This is a genomic window from Pseudacidovorax sp. DMC4 (genome assembly GCF_056314265.1).
Map to the genome: position 1 here is coordinate 443,983 of NZ_JBQUYR010000002.1, position 17,957 is coordinate 461,939.

The 17,957-nt window shown below is 67.1% G+C and carries 20 protein-coding genes; 11 read left to right on the top strand and 9 right to left on the bottom strand.

The features are described from left to right. Window positions 1-16: 16 nt before the first annotated feature. The 4 genes from rbfA to ACT54X_RS05765 are packed head-to-tail and all read left to right on the top strand — an operon-like array spanning window position 17 to window position 4,112. Window positions 17-388 (top strand): 30S ribosome-binding factor RbfA, encoded by a 372-nt coding sequence (rbfA, locus tag ACT54X_RS05750; RefSeq protein ID WP_114804132.1) that lies wholly within the window; start codon window positions 17-19, stop codon window positions 386-388. Between the two features lie 4 nt (window positions 389-392). Continuing rightward, on the top strand, window positions 393-1,385 hold the full coding sequence (truB, locus tag ACT54X_RS05755; RefSeq protein WP_294365031.1) for a tRNA pseudouridine(55) synthase TruB: 993 nt from the start codon (window positions 393-395) through the stop codon (window positions 1,383-1,385). Then, window positions 1,382-3,208: a translational GTPase TypA gene (gene typA / locus ACT54X_RS05760; protein WP_294365034.1), complete on the top strand. Its 1,827-nt coding sequence runs from the start codon at window positions 1,382-1,384 to the stop codon at window positions 3,206-3,208. Before truB ends, typA begins: the two co-directional genes overlap by 4 nt. Window positions 3,209-3,260: 52 nt before the next feature. Continuing rightward, window positions 3,261-4,112: a DMT family transporter gene (locus tag ACT54X_RS05765; protein ID WP_294365037.1), complete on the top strand. Its 852-nt coding sequence runs from the start codon at window positions 3,261-3,263 to the stop codon at window positions 4,110-4,112. A 116-nt stretch (window positions 4,113-4,228) separates the two neighbouring features. Here ACT54X_RS05765 and ACT54X_RS05770 read toward each other — a convergent pair whose 3' ends face one another. The 4 genes from ACT54X_RS05770 to smpB form a co-directional block, all read right to left on the bottom strand. Further along, window positions 4,229-4,621 (bottom strand): COG4315 family predicted lipoprotein, encoded by a 393-nt coding sequence (locus ACT54X_RS05770; RefSeq protein WP_294365040.1) that lies wholly within the window; start codon window positions 4,619-4,621, stop codon window positions 4,229-4,231. A 102-nt stretch (window positions 4,622-4,723) separates the two neighbouring features. Next, window positions 4,724-5,455: an anti-sigma factor family protein gene (locus ACT54X_RS05775; RefSeq protein ID WP_294365043.1), complete on the bottom strand. Its 732-nt coding sequence runs from the start codon at window positions 5,453-5,455 to the stop codon at window positions 4,724-4,726. A 16-nt stretch (window positions 5,456-5,471) separates the two neighbouring features. Next, window positions 5,472-5,996, bottom strand: a complete 525-nt coding sequence (locus tag ACT54X_RS05780; protein WP_294365046.1) for a sigma-70 family RNA polymerase sigma factor — start codon at window positions 5,994-5,996, stop codon at window positions 5,472-5,474. A gap of 113 nt (window positions 5,997-6,109) precedes the next feature. Continuing rightward, the gene (gene smpB, locus ACT54X_RS05785; RefSeq protein WP_294365049.1) at window positions 6,110-6,589 is read right to left on the bottom strand and encodes an SsrA-binding protein SmpB; all 480 of its coding nucleotides are present in this window, start codon (window positions 6,587-6,589) and stop codon (window positions 6,110-6,112) included. 62 nt (window positions 6,590-6,651) lie between these two features. Here smpB and ACT54X_RS05790 point away from each other — a divergent pair, with 62 nt between their 5' ends. Together ACT54X_RS05790 and ACT54X_RS05795 are read left to right on the top strand one after the other, a co-directional pair. Further along, window positions 6,652-7,110, top strand: a complete 459-nt coding sequence (locus ACT54X_RS05790) for a type II toxin-antitoxin system RatA family toxin (RefSeq protein WP_294365052.1) — start codon at window positions 6,652-6,654, stop codon at window positions 7,108-7,110. Beyond that, window positions 7,107-7,436, top strand: coding sequence for an RnfH family protein (locus tag ACT54X_RS05795; RefSeq protein WP_294365057.1), 330 nt, complete (start codon window positions 7,107-7,109; stop codon window positions 7,434-7,436). Before ACT54X_RS05790 ends, ACT54X_RS05795 begins: the two co-directional genes overlap by 4 nt. Window positions 7,437-7,503: 67 nt before the next feature. Here the strand turns inward: ACT54X_RS05795 and ACT54X_RS05800 are convergent, their stop codons facing one another. After that, window positions 7,504-7,995 (bottom strand): DUF4124 domain-containing protein, encoded by a 492-nt coding sequence (locus ACT54X_RS05800; protein WP_294365060.1) that lies wholly within the window; start codon window positions 7,993-7,995, stop codon window positions 7,504-7,506. A 59-nt stretch (window positions 7,996-8,054) separates the two neighbouring features. On the opposite strand from ACT54X_RS05800, the gene guaB reads away from it, so the two are divergent. The 4 genes from guaB (at window position 8,055) to guaA (ending at window position 12,030) form a co-directional block, all read left to right on the top strand. After that, on the top strand, window positions 8,055-9,521 hold the full coding sequence (gene guaB / locus ACT54X_RS05805) for an IMP dehydrogenase (protein WP_304309297.1): 1,467 nt from the start codon (window positions 8,055-8,057) through the stop codon (window positions 9,519-9,521). Between the two features lie 97 nt (window positions 9,522-9,618). Then, the gene (locus ACT54X_RS05810; RefSeq protein ID WP_476345479.1) at window positions 9,619-9,963 is read left to right on the top strand and encodes a type II toxin-antitoxin system Phd/YefM family antitoxin; all 345 of its coding nucleotides are present in this window, start codon (window positions 9,619-9,621) and stop codon (window positions 9,961-9,963) included. Continuing rightward, window positions 9,950-10,366 carry a type II toxin-antitoxin system VapC family toxin gene (locus ACT54X_RS05815; RefSeq protein ID WP_354318994.1) on the top strand — a complete coding sequence of 139 codons (417 nt, stop codon included), beginning with the start codon at window positions 9,950-9,952 and terminating at the stop codon, window positions 10,364-10,366. Before ACT54X_RS05810 ends, ACT54X_RS05815 begins: the two co-directional genes overlap by 14 nt. A gap of 44 nt (window positions 10,367-10,410) precedes the next feature. Next, the gene (gene guaA / locus ACT54X_RS05820; RefSeq protein WP_476345481.1) at window positions 10,411-12,030 is read left to right on the top strand and encodes a glutamine-hydrolyzing GMP synthase; all 1,620 of its coding nucleotides are present in this window, start codon (window positions 10,411-10,413) and stop codon (window positions 12,028-12,030) included. Window positions 12,031-12,211: 181 nt separating this feature from the next. On the opposite strand, the gene ACT54X_RS05825 is transcribed toward guaA, so the two are convergent. Genes ACT54X_RS05825 through ACT54X_RS05840 form a run of 4 tightly spaced genes read right to left on the bottom strand, consistent with a single transcriptional unit; the run spans window position 12,212 to window position 16,940 of the window. Beyond that, on the bottom strand, window positions 12,212-13,699 hold the full coding sequence (locus ACT54X_RS05825; protein ID WP_476345483.1) for an efflux transporter outer membrane subunit: 1,488 nt from the start codon (window positions 13,697-13,699) through the stop codon (window positions 12,212-12,214). Further along, window positions 13,696-14,682, bottom strand: coding sequence for an HlyD family secretion protein (locus tag ACT54X_RS05830; RefSeq protein ID WP_476345485.1), 987 nt, complete (start codon window positions 14,680-14,682; stop codon window positions 13,696-13,698). The genes ACT54X_RS05825 and ACT54X_RS05830 overlap by 4 nt, the downstream gene beginning before the upstream one ends. A 27-nt stretch (window positions 14,683-14,709) precedes the next feature. After that, window positions 14,710-14,916 (bottom strand): DUF1656 domain-containing protein, encoded by a 207-nt coding sequence (locus ACT54X_RS05835; RefSeq protein ID WP_354320615.1) that lies wholly within the window; start codon window positions 14,914-14,916, stop codon window positions 14,710-14,712. Then, on the bottom strand, window positions 14,913-16,940 hold the full coding sequence (locus tag ACT54X_RS05840) for an FUSC family protein (RefSeq protein ID WP_476345487.1): 2,028 nt from the start codon (window positions 16,938-16,940) through the stop codon (window positions 14,913-14,915). Before ACT54X_RS05840 ends, ACT54X_RS05835 begins: the two co-directional genes overlap by 4 nt. Before the next feature lie 145 nt (window positions 16,941-17,085). Here ACT54X_RS05840 and ACT54X_RS05845 point away from each other — a divergent pair, with 145 nt between their 5' ends. Next, the gene (locus tag ACT54X_RS05845) at window positions 17,086-17,892 is read left to right on the top strand and encodes a helix-turn-helix transcriptional regulator (protein ID WP_354320613.1); all 807 of its coding nucleotides are present in this window, start codon (window positions 17,086-17,088) and stop codon (window positions 17,890-17,892) included. Window positions 17,893-17,957: the final 65 nt, after the last annotated feature.

Genomic DNA, 17,957 nt, shown 5'->3' on the forward strand with positions numbered 1-17,957 from the left:
CAGAGGTCCCTACGCCATGCCAGCGAAGAAGTCATCCGTCCCCAACCGCGGCTTCAAGGTCGCGGACCAGATCCAGCGCGATCTGTCGGAGCTGATCGCCCGCGAGCTGAAGGATCCGCGCGTGGGCATGGTCACCCTGCAGGCCGTCGAGGTCACGCCCGACTATGCCCACGCCAAGGTGTTCTTCAGCCTGCTGGTGGGTGATCCGCAGGAGACGCAGGAGGCCTTGAACCAGGCTGCCGGCTTCCTGCGCAACGGCCTGTTCAAGCGGCTGCACATTCACACCGTGCCGACGCTGCATTTCGTGTTCGATCGCACCACCGAGCGTGCGGCGGACATGAACGCCTTGATCGCCAAGGCGGTGTCCTCGCGCTCGAAAGAAGAGTAGACCGATGACGTCGCCATCCCGTGTCAGGGTGCAGCGGCGCCCTGTGCATGGGGTGTTGCTGCTCGACAAGCCGCTGGGCCTGTCCAGCAACCAGGCGCTGCAGAAGGCCAAATGGCTGCTGCGCGCCGAAAAGGCCGGCCACACCGGCACGCTGGATCCGCTTGCGACCGGCGTGCTGCCGCTGTGCTTCGGCGCTGCCACCAAGTTCAGCCAGCTGCATCTGGACGCCGACAAGTGCTACGAGACCACGGTCCGCCTGGGCCGCACGACGAGCACGGGCGATGCCGAGGGCGAGGTGACCAGCGAGCAGCCGGTCGACTGCACGCCCGAGCAAGTGCAGGCGGTGCTGGTGCGCTTTCGCGGACCCATCTCGCAGGTGCCGCCGATGCACAGCGCCCTCAAGAAGGACGGCAAGGCGCTCTATGAATACGCCCGGCAAGGCATCGTGCTGGAGCGCGAGCCGCGCGCGGTCGTGATCCATGCGCTGACGCTGCTCGACGCACAACTGGAGGGGCCGGAGCCCTTCCTGCGCCTGGCGGTGCAGTGCTCCAAAGGCACCTACATCCGAACGCTGGGCGCCGACATCGGCGCGGCGCTGGGCTGCGGCGGCCACCTGACGGCCCTGCGCCGCACTCGCACCGGACCCTTCGCGGCCCACCAGTGCGTGTCGCTGCAGGCGCTGGAGGCCATGGACGACGCGCAGCGCCTCGAAGCACTGCTGCCCACTGATGCGCTCGTGGCCGGCCATGTGCCCGTCACGCTGGGCACGGACGATGCTGGTCGCTTCCTGTCCGGCATGCGCCGGCGTGGCCACTGGACCGATGCCGAGGCGGTGGCCGTCTTTGGCGCACAGCCCAAAGCCTTCCTGGGCAGTGCCCATGTGAAGGCCGGCGAATTGATTCCCGGGCGACTGCTGAGCCCGCTCGAAATCCAGCAGACCCTATTGCAAACCCATTCAAAGTCACCAGAGCCCTCGCAGGAGGTAACGACACCATGACCCGACAGATCCGCAACATCGCCATCATCGCCCACGTCGACCACGGCAAGACCACCATGGTGGACCAGCTGCTGCGCCAGTCCGGCACCTTCGCCGACCACGAGAAGGTGGTCGACACGGTGATGGACAACAACGCCATCGAAAAGGAACGGGGCATCACCATCCTGGCGAAGAACTGCGCCGTGAGCTGGAAGGGCACGCACATCAACATCGTCGACACCCCCGGCCACGCGGACTTCGGCGGCGAGGTGGAGCGGGCGCTGTCCATGGTGGACGGCGTGCTGCTGCTGATCGATGCGCAGGAAGGCCCGATGCCGCAGACGCGCTTCGTGACCAAGAAGGCCCTCGCCCTCGGCCTCAAGCCCATCGTCGTGGTCAACAAGGTGGACAAGCCCGGCGCCAATCCCGACAAGGTGGTGAACGCCGCCTTCGACCTGTTCGACAAGCTGGGCGCGACCGACGAGCAGCTGGACTTCCCGGTCGTTTATGCCTCGGGCATCAACGGCTGGTCCTCGCTGGAAGAGGGTGCGCCGGGCGAGCAGTGGGGCCCCGACATGTCGGCCCTGTTCGACACCGTGCTCAAGCACGTGCCGTCGCAGAAGGGCGACCCGTCTGCGCCGCTGCAGCTGCAGATCTCGGCGCTGGACTTCTCCACCTTCGTGGGCCGCATCGGCGTGGGCCGCATCAGCCAGGGCACGCTCAAGCCCATGCAGGACGTGCTGGTGTGCGAAGGCCCGGACGGCAAGAGCTACAAGGGCCGCGTCAACCAGGTGCTGACCTTCCAGGGGCTGGACCGCGTGCAGGCCACCGAGGCCGGCCCCGGCGACATCGTGCTGATCAACGGCATCGCCGACATCGGCATCGGCGTGACGGTCACCGACCCGGCCAACCCCATGCCGCTGCCGATGCTCAAGGTGGACGAGCCCACCCTGACCATGAACTTCTGCGTCAACACCAGCCCGCTGGCCGGCCGCGAAGGCAAGTTCGTGACCAGCCGTCAGATCTGGGACCGCCTGCAGAAGGAACTGCAGCACAACGTCGCGCTGCGCGTGAACGAGACGGACGAGGAAGGCGTGTTCGAGGTCATGGGCCGCGGCGAGCTGCACCTGACCATCCTGCTGGAGAACATGCGCCGCGAGGGCTATGAAATGGCCGTCTCCAAGCCGCGTGTGGTCTTCAAGACGATTGATGGCGAGCGTCACGAGCCCATCGAGCTGGTGACGGCCGACATCGAGGAAGGCCACCAGGGCGGCGTGATGCAGGCCCTGGGCGAGCGCAAGGGCGAGCTGGTCAACATGGAGCCGGACGGCCGCGGCCGTGTGCGCCTGGAATACCGCATTCCGGCGCGCGGCCTGATCGGCTTCACCAACGAGTTCCTGAACCTGACGCGCGGCTCGGGCCTCATCAGCAACATCTTCGACAGCTACGAGCCGCACAAGGGCGACATCGGCGGCCGCAAGAACGGTGTGCTGATCTCCATGGATGACGGTGAAATCTTCACCTACGCCCTGGGCAAGCTGGACGACCGTGGCCGCATGTTCGTGAAGGCGAATGATCCGGTGTACGAAGGCATGATCGTCGGCATCCACAGCCGCGACAACGACCTGGTTGTCAACGCCACGCGCACCAAGCAGCTGACCAACTTCCGCGTCAGCGGCAAGGAAGACGCGATCAAGATCACGCCGCCCATCGACCTGACGCTCGAATACGGCGTCGAGTTCATCGAGGACGACGAACTGGTCGAGATCACGCCCAAGAGCATCCGCCTGCGCAAGCGCTTCCTGAAGGAACATGAGCGCAAGCGCGCCAGCCGCGAAGCCTGATCCTGCGCGCTCGGCGCGGCGCGGCCTCACACATGGGCGCGCTGTCGCCCTGATGGTGCTGGTCACGCTCATGTGGGCGACGGCTGGCGTCGTCACCCGCCAGCTGGAGCGGGCGGTCAGCTTCGAGGTCACCTTCTGGCGCAGCTTCTTCACGCTGCTGGCCATGGTGCTGATCCTCGGTGCCTGGCGCGGCCGTGGCCTCTGGCGCAGCCTGCGCGAGGGCGGACGTCACCTCTGGATCTCCGGCGCCTGCTGGAGCGTGATGTTCACCGCCTTCATGGTGGCGCTCACGCTGACCACGACGGCCAACGTGCTGGTCACGCTGGCTACCGGGCCGCTGCTCGCGGCCCTGGCGGCGCGCCTCTTCATCGGCCACCGCCTGCCGGCGCGCACCTGGGCGGCCATTGCCGTGGCCGGTGCGGGCATCGCCTGGATGTATGGCGCGCAGATCGGCGACGACGGCGCGCTGGCGGGCACGCTGGTGGCCCTGTGCGTGCCCATCGCCGGGGCTTGCCACTGGACCAACGTGCAGCAGGCCCATGCCAGCGGGGCTGACGTCGATCTCCTGCCAGCCGTGCTCATCGGGGCCGCCGTGTCGGCCACCTGCACGCTGCCGCTGGCCTGGCCCTTCACGGCCAGCGGACGCGACCTGGCGCTGCTGGGCTTTCTGGGCGTGTTCCAGCTTGCCATTCCGTGCATGTTGTCGATGATGGCCGCGGGCGTGCTCAAGGCGCCCGAGGTGGCACTGCTGGCCCTGCTGGAAGTGCTCTTCGGCATCGCGCTCGCCTGGGTCGGAGCGGGCGAGGTGCCGGCGCCGACGGTGTTCAGCGGTGGCTTGCTGGTGATCGGTGCGCTGGTGGCCAACGAATGGCTTGGATGGCGTGCGGCGCGTGGGCCGTGCTGACCCTCAATGGCGCGGCGTGGCCGCGCAGCAAAAGAAAAGGGGGCGGAATGCCCCCTTCGTGCTTTTGTTGACCTGGTCGCCCTTCAAGTGCGACCGCGGCGCTTTTCAGCCTCTTCTCAAGGACGGGCAACCTTCCAGGCACCGTTGAGCATGCCTTCGCCGGTGCGGTCGCCCGGCTTGGCGTCCTTGGACCAGTAGTAGAGCGGCCAGCCGTTGTAGGCCCACTGCTTGCTGCCGTCATCGCGCATCACGATGGTGTAGCCGCCCATCGGCTTGGGATCGGCCGGGGCCATCAGCGGCGGCCAGTTGGCGGCGCACTGGGCATTGCACATCGACTTGCCGCTGTTCTGCGCATCGCGGGCGAAGGTGTAGAGCGTCTTGCCGTTCGGGCCGATCAGCACGCCGTCCACGGTGCGGGTGGGCATGTCGGGCGCGGGGGTGGTGGCGCAGCCGGCCAGCAGCGCAGCCAGTGCGAGGGCGGGTACCCCGATCAGGGTGGTCTTCTTCATGGCAATCATGTGGTTCTCCTGGTTGAACGAAAGACAGCGGGACGAGTGTAGGAAGGGGGTCGGGGCCTGCCGCGTAGGCGCAGGGCGAATTCGGTGCCTGTCTCACAGCTGCCCATGAACGGTTTGCGCCAGCGCAAGCAGGCGGTCGCGGCCGAGGGGCGCGCTCAGCGCATAGCCGAAGCCGTCGTCCACCCAATAGAAGGTCGACAGCTGCGGGCCGGCCTCGAAGCGGAAGGCGGCGCCCCTGGCTTCGGGTGTGCCGGCATCGAGCTGCCCGAGGTAGAGCGTCAGGCGCTGGCCCTCGGCGTTCTGGTACATGAACTGCGCACGCGCGCCCGCCGTGCCCGGCAGCAGGCGGCCGCCGACCAGCGCGTAGCCTTGAGATACCAGGTCAGGCAGTTTCAGGGACCGATCCAGCCGACGAGACAGCCATTGCACCAGGTGCTGCTCCTCCGCGGCCCCGACTTCGACAGGGTGGCGCTTCTCGGGCACGTAGAGGCTGTAGGCCACCGCGGCTTCGCGGACGAAGCCACGCAAGGGCGGCGCCTGGGTTGCGGCCATGGTGTGTCCGCCGGTTGCACCTTGCAGTCCATTGGCCGACCAGCCGGCGCCGAAGGCGAGCACGAGGGCGGCGGCCATGCCGCTCCATCGCAGCGCCTGGGCCTGGCGGCGCTTGCGCGCCACGGCTTCTTCGAATGCCTTGGCGGCGGCCAGGAGGCCAGCGGGCGGGGCTTCCTCCAGCACCGGCGCGTGCAGCTGCCGCAACTGCTGGCGCAGGCGATCCCATTCCTCGTCGGGGGAGCGGTGCGTTGGCGGTGGGTCGGGGCGGTTCATGGCGCGGGTCGGGGGCTCATTTGAGGCGCCGCAGGGCAGGGCGGCCGCTGGGGCCCGCGCCGGCGCGCTCGGGGGGATGGCCATCCATGAGCTGGCGCAGCCGCTCGCGGGCGCGGGACAGCCGCGACATCACGGTGCCGATGGGCACGCCGAGCACGCGGCCGATCTCGGCATAGGAGAGGTCTTCCAGCGCAGCCAGCAGCAGGACCGCACGCTGTTCGTCGGGCAGCAGCAACAGGCAGCGCTGGAGGTCGAGCGATCCATCGGCTGCCGAGGACATGGCCGCGGGTTCCGCTTCCAGCGCGTCGATATCCACCGCGGGTGCCGGCGCTCGCCGCAGCTGGCTAGCGTGCAGGTTGTGCATCAGGGTGAACAGCCAAGCCCGCAGATCGGTGCCCGGCGTCCACAGCGACCACTTGTGGCAGGCGCGCTCCAGCGTGTCCTGCACCAGATCGTCGGCGGCCCAGGCGTCGCCCGTCAACGCGCGGGCGTAGCGCCGCAGGGCGGGGATCTGGCCGACGATGGCGTGGGAGGCGCTCATTGACTGCATGAACGCCAGCGCATCGCGGTTTATTCCAGGCGAGCCGAAAAAAGTGTGCGGGCGCGGTGCCCGGCTGCTGGATTCGCGCTGGCGCGCATCCGCCCGTCTGGCCCTCAGCGGTTGTGCACCTTGAGCGCCCGCTCGACCTCGCGCTTGCCCTCGCGGTCCTTGATGGTGTCGCGCTTGTCGTGCTCGGCCTTGCCCTTGGCCAGGGCGATCTCGCATTTGACCTTGCCGGCCTTCCAGTGCAGGTTGAGCGGCACCAGCGTGTAGCCCTTCTGCTCGACCTTGCCGGTCAGGCGCCGGATCTCTTCCTTGTGCAGCAGCAGCTTCTTGGTGCGGATGGCGTCGGGGTTGACGTGGGTCGACGCGCTCTTGAGGGGGTTGATCTGGCAGCCGACGATGAACATCTCGCCGTCGCGGATCAGCACGTAGCCGTCGGTCAGTTGCACCTTGCCTTCGCGCAGCGCCTTGACCTCCCAGCCCTCCAGGACCATGCCGGCCTCGTAGCGCTCCTCGAAGAAGTAGTTGTACGCCGCCTTCTTGTTGTCGGCGATGCGGGGATTGGTGTTGTCCTGCTTTTTGTTGGCCATGTGGATTCCATTTGGGGGCGCATGGCATTCCTACAATCGGCCCGCACACACGTGCAGATTCTATGAAAAGTGTCCATAAGTCCGTCCTGATCTGGTACAGCGCCACCGAGATGTATGACCTGGTGACCGATGTGGCCCGCTACCCCGAGTTCCTTCCCTGGTGCGACCGGGCCCAGGTGATCGAGCAGGACGAGGCAGGCATGACGGCCGAAGTCGGCCTCGCCTTCGGCGGCATGCGCCAGAGCTTCACCACGCGCAACACCCATGTGCCCGGCCGCGAGGTGCAACTCAAGCTCGTCAAGGGGCCGTTCTCGCAACTCGAAGGCATCTGGAAGTTCGCCCCTGTCGGCCAGGAGGGTGAACGGGCTTGCCGCGTCACGCTGGACCTTAACTACGGCTTCGACAACTTCGCGCTGCAGGCGCTGGTGGGCCCGGTGTTCGACAAGATCGCATCGACGCTGGTCGAGGCCTTCGTCAAGCGGGCCGAGCAGGTCTATGGCGAGGGCGGCCCGGCTGCATGATCGACATCGTCGTGTGCTGGTCGGCCGCGCCGCGACAGGTGGGCGAGCAGCGGTTGCAACTGGCCGAAGGCACGACGCTGCGCCAGGCGGCCGCTGCAAGCGCTGTGGGCGAGCAGTGGCCCGGCTGGGCCCTTGAAGCCGGCCCTGGCATCTGGGGGCGAGCAGTGCCCTGGGAGACGCCATTGCGTCCTGGAGACCGCGTCGAGTTGTGCCGCCCTCTGCTGGTGGATCCGAAGGTGGCGCGGCGCGAACGCTTTCAACGGCAAGGTTCTCGGACGGCTGGGCTGTTTGCCAAACGAAGGCAGGGCGCCAAGGCGGGCTACTGAGGCCCATTGGCCAGGGCTTCGCCAGCGCGGACGCCGATGCGCCGGCGGCACATCCCTGCGGCGGACTTCAGCGCGCCAAGCAATCGCTCTGGACCACGCCCTGCAGCCGTCGCTGTTCGGCCGCGCGTGCGGCGTCGTCCATGATCTCGCGTTCGCCCTGGCCATTGACGCGGGCAATGCGGATGCCGCTGTCGAGGGTGGCCAGCCCCTGGCGGGCGCGGGCGCAGTTGTCCTGCCTGGCCTTGGCTGCCTTGGCCTCGGCCTCCGCCCGCTTGGCCTTCTCAGCCTCTTCCGCCTGACGGGCCTTTTCTTCCAGCGCCCGGTCCACGCGCGGCGCGGAGGCGGGCGCAGCGGGGACGGGGGCCTGCGGCGCAGCCATCGCCGGCACGCCAGCGCCGCCGCCTGCCGGCCGGCCGATGATGTTGCGCGCCGGAACATCCGCGGGCGGCGGGCGGTCGCTGAACACCTTGCGTCCGTTGCCATCGATCCACTGCCACTGGGCTTGGGCGGCCAGCGGCAGTGCCAGCAGGGCCAACAGGACGCAGGTTGCGGGTCTCATCCGGCCAGTGTAGTGGCAGCAATGGCGGCTCGTTACAATCCGTCTTTTGGAGCTTCACCATGCGCCTTCTCGGCAAAGCGCTCACCTTCGACGATGTGTTGCTGGTGCCTGCGTTCTCCCAGGTCCTGCCCAAGGACGCCTCCCTCAAGACCCGCCTTTCCCGCAACATCGAGCTGAACCTGCCCCTGGTTTCGGCGGCGATGGACACCGTGACCGAAGCCCGCCTGGCGATTGCCATCGCCCAGGAAGGCGGCATCGGCATCGTGCACAAGAACCTCACGGCCCAGCAGCAGGCGGCCGAGGTGGCGAAGGTCAAGCGTTACGAATCCGGCGTGCTGCGCGACCCGGTCGTGATCACGCCCCAGCACACGGTGCTGCAGGTGCTGCAGTTGTCGGAAGAGCTGGGCATTTCCGGATTCCCGGTGATCGACGGCGGCAAGGTCGTCGGCATCGTCACCGGCCGTGACCTGCGCTTCGAGACCCGCTACGACGTGCCCGTCACCGAGATCATGACGCCACGGGCCAAGCTCATCACGGTGAGCGAGGGCACCTCGCCCGCCGAGGCCAAGGCACTGCTGAACAAGCACAAGCTCGAACGTCTGCTGGTTGTGGCCGACGACTTCGAACTCAAGGGCCTGATCACCGTCAAGGACATCACCAAGCAGACCAGTTTCCCGAACGCGGCGCGCGACGCATCGGGCCGCTTGCGCGTGGGCGCGGCGGTGGGTGTGGGCGAAGGCACCGAGGAACGTGTCGAGGCCCTGGTCAAGGCCGGCGTGGACGCCATCGTGGTCGACACCGCCCACGGCCACAGCAAGGGCGTTATCGAGCGGGTGCGCTGGGTCAAGCAGAACTATCCGCAGGTCGATGTGATCGGCGGCAACATCGCCACCGGCGCCGCCGCCAAGGCGCTGGCCGAGGCGGGCGCGGATGCGGTCAAGGTCGGCATCGGCCCGGGTTCCATCTGCACCACGCGCATCGTGGCCGGCGTGGGCGTGCCGCAGATCATGGCCATCGACAACGTGGCCACGGCGCTGGGCGACAGCATTCCACTGATCGCCGACGGCGGCATCCGCTACTCGGGCGACATCGCCAAGGCCATCGCGGCCGGCGCCAGCACCGTGATGATGGGCGGCATGTTTGCCGGCACCGAAGAGGCGCCGGGCGAGATCATCCTGTTCCAGGGTCGCAGCTACAAGAGCTATCGCGGAATGGGGTCCATCGGTGCGATGCAGCAAGGCAGTGCCGACCGCTACTTCCAGGAGTCGAGCACGGGCAACCCCAATGCCGACAAACTGGTGCCCGAAGGCATCGAAGGCCGTGTGCCCTACAAGGGGTCGATGCTGTCCATCGTCTACCAGATGGCCGGCGGCCTGCGCGCCTCGATGGGCTACTGCGGTTGCGCCACCATCGACGAGATGAAGTCGAAGGCCGAGTTTGTTGAGATCACGGCAGCCGGCATCCGCGAAAGCCATGTGCACGATGTGCAAATCACCAAGGAAGCACCGAACTACCGGGCGGAGTGATCCAGTTGCATCTTGAAAAGGGCCAGATTTTTCTGGCCCTTTTTCCTTCCTCCGTTAGAATATGGTCCGAATTCCTCATAGACGGGCCAGATTCGATATGCACACCGTCCCGATCCACCAAGCCAAGAGCCAGCTTTCCGAACTGATCCGCGCTGTCGAGAACGGCGAGGAGGTGGTGCTGACGCGTCACGGCAAGCGGGTGATCCGGCTGATCAAGGAACCCGAGTCGTTGCAGCCCAGCATCGAGGCGCGGCGGCAGGCCATCGTGGCAGAGCTGCAGGCGCTGCGCGCCAAGGTGGCTGCGACGGCGGCTGAGCAGGGCGCCGGCTTCGACCTGCTGTGGCAGCAGCACGAGGCCGCGCAGGCAGCGCGCACGGGGTCATGGGTCAAGAGCGACCCCCCCACGGCCGGGCACCCGAAGGACGACGATGCTGGTCATTGACGCCTCCGCCTTCACCCGCTGGGCCTTCCCGTCCGAAGGCAGCGATCGCGTGTCGCAGGCGCTGATCCGCGTCATGACGGAGGAAGAAAGCGCAACCAGCGCCGCCACCTTCCCGCTCGATGTGCTCCACGCCACCGGTTGCGCGCTGGCCACCGGCCGGTTCACGACGGCCGTCCACCAGCACGTGCTGCGGCTGCTGAGCCGGCTGCCGGTGGCCCTGGCGCCCATGCGCATCTCGCCGCTGGAGTTCTGGACCTGGGCGCAGTCGATGCAGCTCGGCCCTCACGATGCGGCCTACCTCAAGCTGGCCGTCGACCTCAAGGCGCCGCTGGTCACCATGGCGCCTGCGCTGCACCGCGCCTGCCTTCAGCTGGACCATCCCGTCATCACCGACCTGACCTGACGCGGCGCCAACGCGGCCGCATCTCCCTTCTTTCGGAGCCCACCATGCAACACGACAAGATCCTCATCCTCGACTTCGGCTCGCAGGTCACGCAGCTGATCGCCCGCCGCGTGCGCGAAGCCCATGTGCTGAGCGAAGTGCATCCCTGCGACGTGACCGACGATTGGGTGCGCCAATACGCGGCCGATGGTTCGCTCAAGGGCGTGATCCTGTCGGGCAGCCATGCCAGCGTGTACGAAGAGACCACCGACAAGGCACCCCAGGCCGTCTTCGAACTGGGCGTGCCGGTGCTGGGCATCTGCTACGGCATGCAGACCATGGCGCACCAGCTGGGCGGCAAGGTTGAGGGCGGCCACAAGCGGGAATTCGGCTTCGCGGCGGTGCGTGCCCGCGGCCACACCGAGCTGCTGCGCGACATTGCCGACTTCACGACCGACGAAGGCCACGGCATGCTCAACGTCTGGATGAGCCACGGCGACAAGGTGAGCGAGCTGCCGCCGGGCTTCAAGCTGATGGCCAGCACCGACAGCTGCCCCATCGCCGGCATGGCCGACGAGGCGCGCAAGTTTTATGCCGTGCAGTTCCACCCCGAGGTCACGCACACGCAGCAGGGCAAGGCGATCCTGGATCGCTTCGTGCTGGGCATCTGCCAGGCCCAGCCCGACTGGGTCATGAAGGACCACATCGCCGAGGCGGTGGAAGCCATCCGCCAGCAGGTGGGCGACGAAGAGGTGATCCTGGGCCTGTCGGGTGGCGTCGACTCCTCGGTGGCCGCTGCCCTGATCCACCGCGCCATCGGCGACCAGCTCACCTGCGTCTTCGTCGACCACGGCCTGCTGCGGCTGGACGAAGGCAAGATGGTGATGGAGATGTTCGCCGGCAAGCTGCATGCGCGCGTCATCCACGTTGATGCCAGCGATCAGTTCCTGGGCCATCTGCAGGGCGTGAGCGACCCGGAGCAGAAGCGCAAGATCATCGGCCGCGAGTTCGTCGAGGTTTTTAAGGCCGAGGCCGCCAAGCTCAAGGCCGGCACCGGCGGACACAAGGGCGCGACCTTCCTGGCCCAGGGCACCATCTATCCGGACGTGATCGAGTCCGGCGGCGCCAAGAGCAAGAAGGCCGTCACCATCAAGAGCCACCATAACGTGGGCGGGCTGCCCGAACAGCTGGGCCTGAAGCTGCTGGAGCCGCTGCGCGACCTGTTCAAGGACGAGGTGCGCGAATTGGGCGTGGCCCTGGGACTGCCGTCCGAGATGGTGTACCGCCATCCCTTCCCGGGCCCCGGCCTGGGCGTGCGCATCCTGGGCGAGGTGAAGAAAGAGTACGCAGACCTGCTGCGCCGGGCCGACGCGATATTCATCGAGGAGTTGCGCAACTTCCGCGACGACGCCACCGGCAAGACCTGGTACGACCTCACCAGCCAGGCCTTCACCGTCTTCCTGCCGGTCAAGAGCGTGGGCGTGATGGGCGACGGCCGCACCTACGACTACGTTGTGGCGCTGCGTGCCGTGCAGACCAGCGACTTCATGACCGCCGACTGGGCCGAGTTGCCCTACGCGCTGCTCAAGAAGGTGTCGAGCCGCATCATCAACGAGGTGCGCGGCATCAACCGCGTCACCTACGACGTGTCGAGCAAGCCGCCGGCGACGATCGAGTGGGAGTGAAGCCGGGGTCCTCGGAGACTATGTCGGGAGCTGGCGTCCCAGATGTTGGCGAAAGATGCGTGCCTAGACTGAATGCTCGAGATCTCGGACTTTGATGTTGGGCTCGTCATGTGCGCTCGTCTCGATGCGATGCTGAGGAATTCCGGATGCTTCCCTGAAGCTCGTCGCGGGGGCTTGTTGTTCAGGTCTTGCCGGCCGTCGGTCGTGCCGGCCGAGTTTGAGGATCGCTGTCTGGCGCTTGTTCCCACCCGCCCCCCAATGCCATGAACACGGCGATCTGATACTGCGCAATCTGCGCATCCGAGACAGCCAGCGCAGCCTCTTGGGACGCCAGCGTGCGCTGCGCATCCAGGACATCGAGCTGGCCAATCTTCCCGCTGATCAGAAGCGCCCGAGACTGCTCTGCCACGATGAGGCTCTGGTCCCGTGCGGCGGCGAGCGCCGCATGGCGATCGAGCTCCCGCGCGTAAGCGTCCAGTGCGGTCTCGACTTCGCTTAGCGCATTCACAACGGTGCCGTCGAATCGTGCGAGCGCACCGCGCGACGTTGCTTCGGCTTGGCCGATCCGCGCGCGGGCCACACCCGTGTTTGGAACCGTCCAACTGATCAGCGGACCGACGCTGTAGCTGAAGGTCTCGCGGTTGGCGAAGCGTTCGAGAAAGCCTGATGATCCCGATGTCAGACCCAGTGTCACCTTGGGATAGAGATCGCCCGTCGCCACGCCGATTCGTGCCGTGGCCGATGCCAGGCTTCGCTCGGCTTGCCGCACATCGGGTCGACGCGCAAGCAGCGCGGTGCCATCACCGACCGGGAGCAAACCGGCCACACGCGGAGGCTGCTCGCACTGGTTGACGGCATGAGGAAAGTTGCGCGGCGGCGCACCCGTGAGCGCGGCAAGCCGATACAGCGCCTGCTGGCGTTGGGCCTCCAGCGGGGGAATCGCGGCGCGCAGGGTTTCGAGCTGCGCGCGCGTACGCGCGGCGTCCATGGTGCTGGCCTTGCCGGCGCGTTGCAAGCGCAGCGCGAGCGCGAGCGCCTTTTCCTGCAAGCGTATCGACGCATGCGCCACGCGCAACTGCAGACCGGCGGAGCACGCCGAAGCGTAGGCCTGCGCCGTGCCGCCCACGACGCTCACGCGCACCATGTCCACCGCTGCGCGCGCGGCGCCCGTGTCCGACTCGGCAGCTTCGATGGCGCGGCGCAGCTGACCAACCAGATCCAGTTGATAGGAGACGGCCAACCCCGCGCTGTAGTTGGCTCGGCTGGGCGGCGCATGATCCTGCTGCAGGACGGACAAGCCCGAAGCGTGACCAAAGCTCGGCCCGCCCTGGAGGGCGAGCGACGGGTTCCTGCTGCCGTACGCCTCGGCCTCGATCGTCCCGGCGCGCTCCAAGTTGGCCATGGCTTGGCGCAAATCGGTGTTGTGCGCCAACGCGCTGGCAATCAGGCCGTCGAGCTGCGGTTCGTCGAACAGGCGCCACCAATGCGCGGGCATGGTTTCATCTGATGTGACCGCGCCGCCCGAGAGGAACGGCCCTGCCGAAGCGGACTGTTCTGCGCTGAGCGCTGCTGGCGCTACGTAGTCGGGGCCGATGGGAACATGGGCACAGCCCGCCAGCATCCCGCATGCGACAGCGGCTGTTCGAGCGAGGACATGAAGCGGCTTCATGACCGCGGCTCCTGAACGCGAGTCGCTGCGGTTGTAGCCGCTACCCGGGGCTTCAGCACCTCGACGGAGACGGTCTGGCCGACGACCAGATGAACATGGGTCGGCAACGGGTCGAGCTTCACCCGCACAGGAACGCGCTGGGCGAGCCGCACCCAGTTGAAGGTCGGATTCACCCTGGACAGCAGGTTCGCGCCGGTGCTTCGATCGCGATCGCCGATGCCAGCGGCAAGGCTCTCAACCGAGCCTTCAAGGGGGGGCGCGTCCATGGGGGTCACTCGTACCCTGTCGCCCGGCCGGATGCGCGAGAGCTTGTTTTCCTCGAAGTAACCCTCGACGTAGATCGAGTTGTCAGCCACTAGCGCCAATGCGGGGTGGCCCGTCGTCGCATAGGCGCCCTGGCGCAGATCGAGGTTCGTCACACGGCCCGCCGCGGGTGCGCGCACTTCTGCGCGCTGTAAGTTCAGGCGTGCCACATCGAGCGCCACCTGCGCCTGGCGTAGCGCCGTCTCGGCGCCCAGCAGCGCTCCCCGGGCCTGCTCGACGCGCAGGCGCGACTGCTCGCGCACCTCCTGCGCGACAAGCCCATCCAATTCGTCATTGCGGCGGCGCTCGCGCTGCGCCTGGGCCAGCGCGAGCCGCTGATTGGCGATGACGATCCGTTGCGCGGCGAATGCAGCTTCCGCTTGCTGAAGCGCGAGCTTGAAGCGGGCTTCATCGATCGTGAAGAGCAACTCGCCCGCTGCGACCGGCTGGTTGTCGCGCACCGCCACGACGGCCACCATGCCGGAAACATCGGGCGCGACCTGAACGACGTCGGCCCGCACCCGGCCGTTGCGTGTCCAGGGTGCCAGCTCATAGTGGTCCCAGAGTTGGAGGGCTGCCCAGCAGGCCGCAACCGCGACTAACCCGGTCAGGAGCATGCGAAAGAGGGCTGGAGCCGGGCGCGACAGCCATTGGGGAAGACGGACGGATTTGGCGTTCATGGTCGATCAGCAGGACAACGCGTCAGTTCAGATGGAGATGGCGCCGGTCAGACGGACCAACGCATAGAGCGACAGGAGGTACAGGCCCAGGTCGAAGAGCGGTGGATGCCACACCCACCGGTAGACGCCCAGCAGCGATAGCAGGCGGCGAACCCACCAGGCGCATGCCATCGCGCTGCCTGCGAACAGGAGCAGGCCAGGAACATAGATTCCAGAAAAGCTTGTTTCGATCATGTTTGAAGGTCCGAAGGCGCAGAAGGAAAAAGATCCCGGCGCAACCCGACGAGGGCCGAAACAGCGGACTCGCCTGCGGTGCTCGCAAGGCAAAGGGCCAGTAGCCGGTCGATCTGCGGCAACAGCGCGTCGAGCCGTGGCGGCGATTCCAAGGCTTGGGCAAGGAAGGCGCGCTCGAGGCCGGCCAGCAATTCGCGCACAGGTGCTTCGGGCAGCAGATGACGGTTCTGCTGAAGGACGCCGATGCTTGCGCCTAAGCGAAGTTCGCGCATGGCGAGCTGCGCCGCCTCACCGCGGTGGTCTGCAGCGCTGCCGGCCGTGCGCGGGACCAGCAGCGCAATGCGGTCCAGCATGCGGCCGGCGAATGCGTCACGCACCCATGCGCGTCTTGGTCGTGCCGCCCCGGCCATCCCGGCAAGGTCGTGCCAGGTGGCCCGGTGGATGCGTCGCGCACTCCAGTCGCTGCTCACGCTGCGGACGATGGCGGTGAGGCGCGCGGCAATCAGGGCGCCGGCAAAGAGCGCCAGATTGCCCTCGAGAAAGCTGACCCAGTCGGCGCTGGCGATGTCGTGCAGGGCCAGCGTGCCGGCCACGCCGAAGAACATGCCCAGGGCCGTGAGGCTGTTTGCCGGACGAGCGAGGTAGCCGCCCACGACCAGGAACAGCGGCGCGATACACAGCACAAGCATGCCGAAGTCCTGCGCCAGCGGCATGACGCCGAGGATATAGAAGGCAGACACTGGCATCGACCAGAGCAGCGCGACCAGGAACTTGTGCATGCCCGGCAAGGGGTCGTCCAGGGTGGCGAAGAAGCTGCAGAAGACCGCCGCCGCCATGGCCATCGACGATCCCGCCCGCCAACCACTCAATATCCATGCAGCGCATGCAGTGCAGGTGGAAAGCACGACGGTGAACGCAGAACGCAGCGCCAGGCCTCGGTCCACGTGAAGCACGGAAGGCCGGGAAGGCGTTCCTCGCTCAGGAGGCGCTGCATGGCCGGACAGGCTGGCGGCGATGTCGACGCGAAGCCCGTTGCACCGGCGCAATCCGGCCGCCAGTTCATCGACATGGGCAGCCACACCGATGTGCAGCGCGCGCACCCAGGACGAGTTCCGCCGGTCCACGCTTTCCAGGCGCGCAGCCTCGAGCACGCCATTCAAGGCACGAGACGACGCGTCGGCCTCGAGGTGGGCGCCGGCGTTCGCCATGGCCCGCGCGACCGGCTCCGGCAAGCCGCCTGCTTCGTCGCGCAAGCCGGAGAGCCGATCCTCCAAGGCCGACAGCGAAGGCGTCATTGCCGCGAGGCTGTCGTGCATTTCACCTACGGCATGGCGAGTCCATCGCAGGGCGCCGGTATCGAAGGGGACGTGAATGGCCAGCAAGCGCAGCTGGGTGATGTCGCTGGCGATGCGCCGCCTGTCCTGCGCCAGCCGCGCGCGAGCCTCATCGTCGGCACCCGGGCTCATGAGGTCGCGGGCCCATTGGCATATGTCGCCCAGTGTGCGGTCGATCACTCCGAGGACTGATGGCGCAAGGCTGGTGGGTAACACGATGCTGTGCACGAGGCTCGCGCAGACGATGCCGAGCGCGATCTCCTCGGCTCGGGCGACGGCGGTGTCGAACATCGACGCAGGTGCATCCACCAGCGGGAAGCCGATCAGGGCGGCAGAGTAGCCACCAAGCATGAACGCATAGGAGCGCGCGCTTCGGTCCATCAATGACAGGTAGAGGCACGCGCCAACCCACATCGCCATGGCAAGCGACAGAAGCACCGGCGAGCCCGACAGCGATGGGACCAGCACCACCGTGGCTGCGCACCCCAGCAAAGTGCCGCACAGGCGGTACAGCGACTTCGAGCGCACATGGCCCGCAAGGGGATGGGCCACGATGTACGCGGTCATGAAGGACCAGAAGGGCCGGGGCAGCCCGAAACGGCTGGACAGGTACAGCGCGAGCATGGCCGCCAGAAAGCTCTTGAGCGAAAAGAGCCACTCCTGCCTTGAGAAGCCGGGCCACGCGGTCATGTGGCGCCTCTGGAGAGCGGGTTCGACAGGGTCGATCCGGCCCTGTAGTTGTTGAGAATGGTTTGCATGTAGCGATGCTAGATATCGGCAAACCAGGCAGAAATCGTAAACTTGGACAAATGATTTCTCTTTTCGGTCATGCCGAGTGACGCGCTCGTTTCGCTCCACCTCTCACGCCAACCTCGACCTGCACTACGAGCCGTCGGTGCCAGTCATGGCACATCGTGTGGATGTCGTGGAGCGTGAGCGCGAGGTCCCGGTTCACAGGCATCGCTCCGGCCAACTGGTGATGGCGCTGCGCGGGGCCGTTTCGTGCGACGTGCCCGGTGCGATGTGGATGGTTCCGCCCCAGGCGGGCGTGTGGATTCCGGGCGGAACGCCGCACAGCAACCACGGCACTGCCAATGCGGTGATCTACTACCTGTTCGTGGCGCGCGACGCCGCCCCCTTGCCTGCCAGCTGCTGCACCCTGCGCATCAGCCCGATGCTCAGCGAGATGATCCAGTACTTGGCAGCGCAGCCGCCTTCCTATGAGGCGGGCGGACCGACGGACCGGCTGGCGCGGGTGCTGCTCGACCAGCTCTGCGCCATGCCCGCAGAAGAGGTCTCACTGCCCATGCCTGGGGACACCCGCCTGCGACAGGTCTCGCGAGCCATGATGCGAGATCCATCCGACCGCCGTACTCAGGCGGATTGGGCTCGTCACCTCGGCATGAGCGAGCGGACATTGAATCGCCTCTGCACATCGCAGACCGGCTTGAGCTTCGGCCGCTGGCGGCGCCAACTGCACATGATGGTCGCGCTTCGTGAGCTGTCGGGCGGCGCGACCGTTCAGCAGGTCGCCTACGACCTCGGCTACGAGGCGCCGTCGGCCTTCATCACGATGTTCAAGAAGGCGTTTGGCAAGCCTCCGGCCACGTACATCAATGACCGGCTGGGGGCGGTAGGGTGACGCCTCCAGGGGCGCTGATCGACCGGCAGCACGCCGTGCCAGCGTGCACGCGGCCGAAGTTCCGG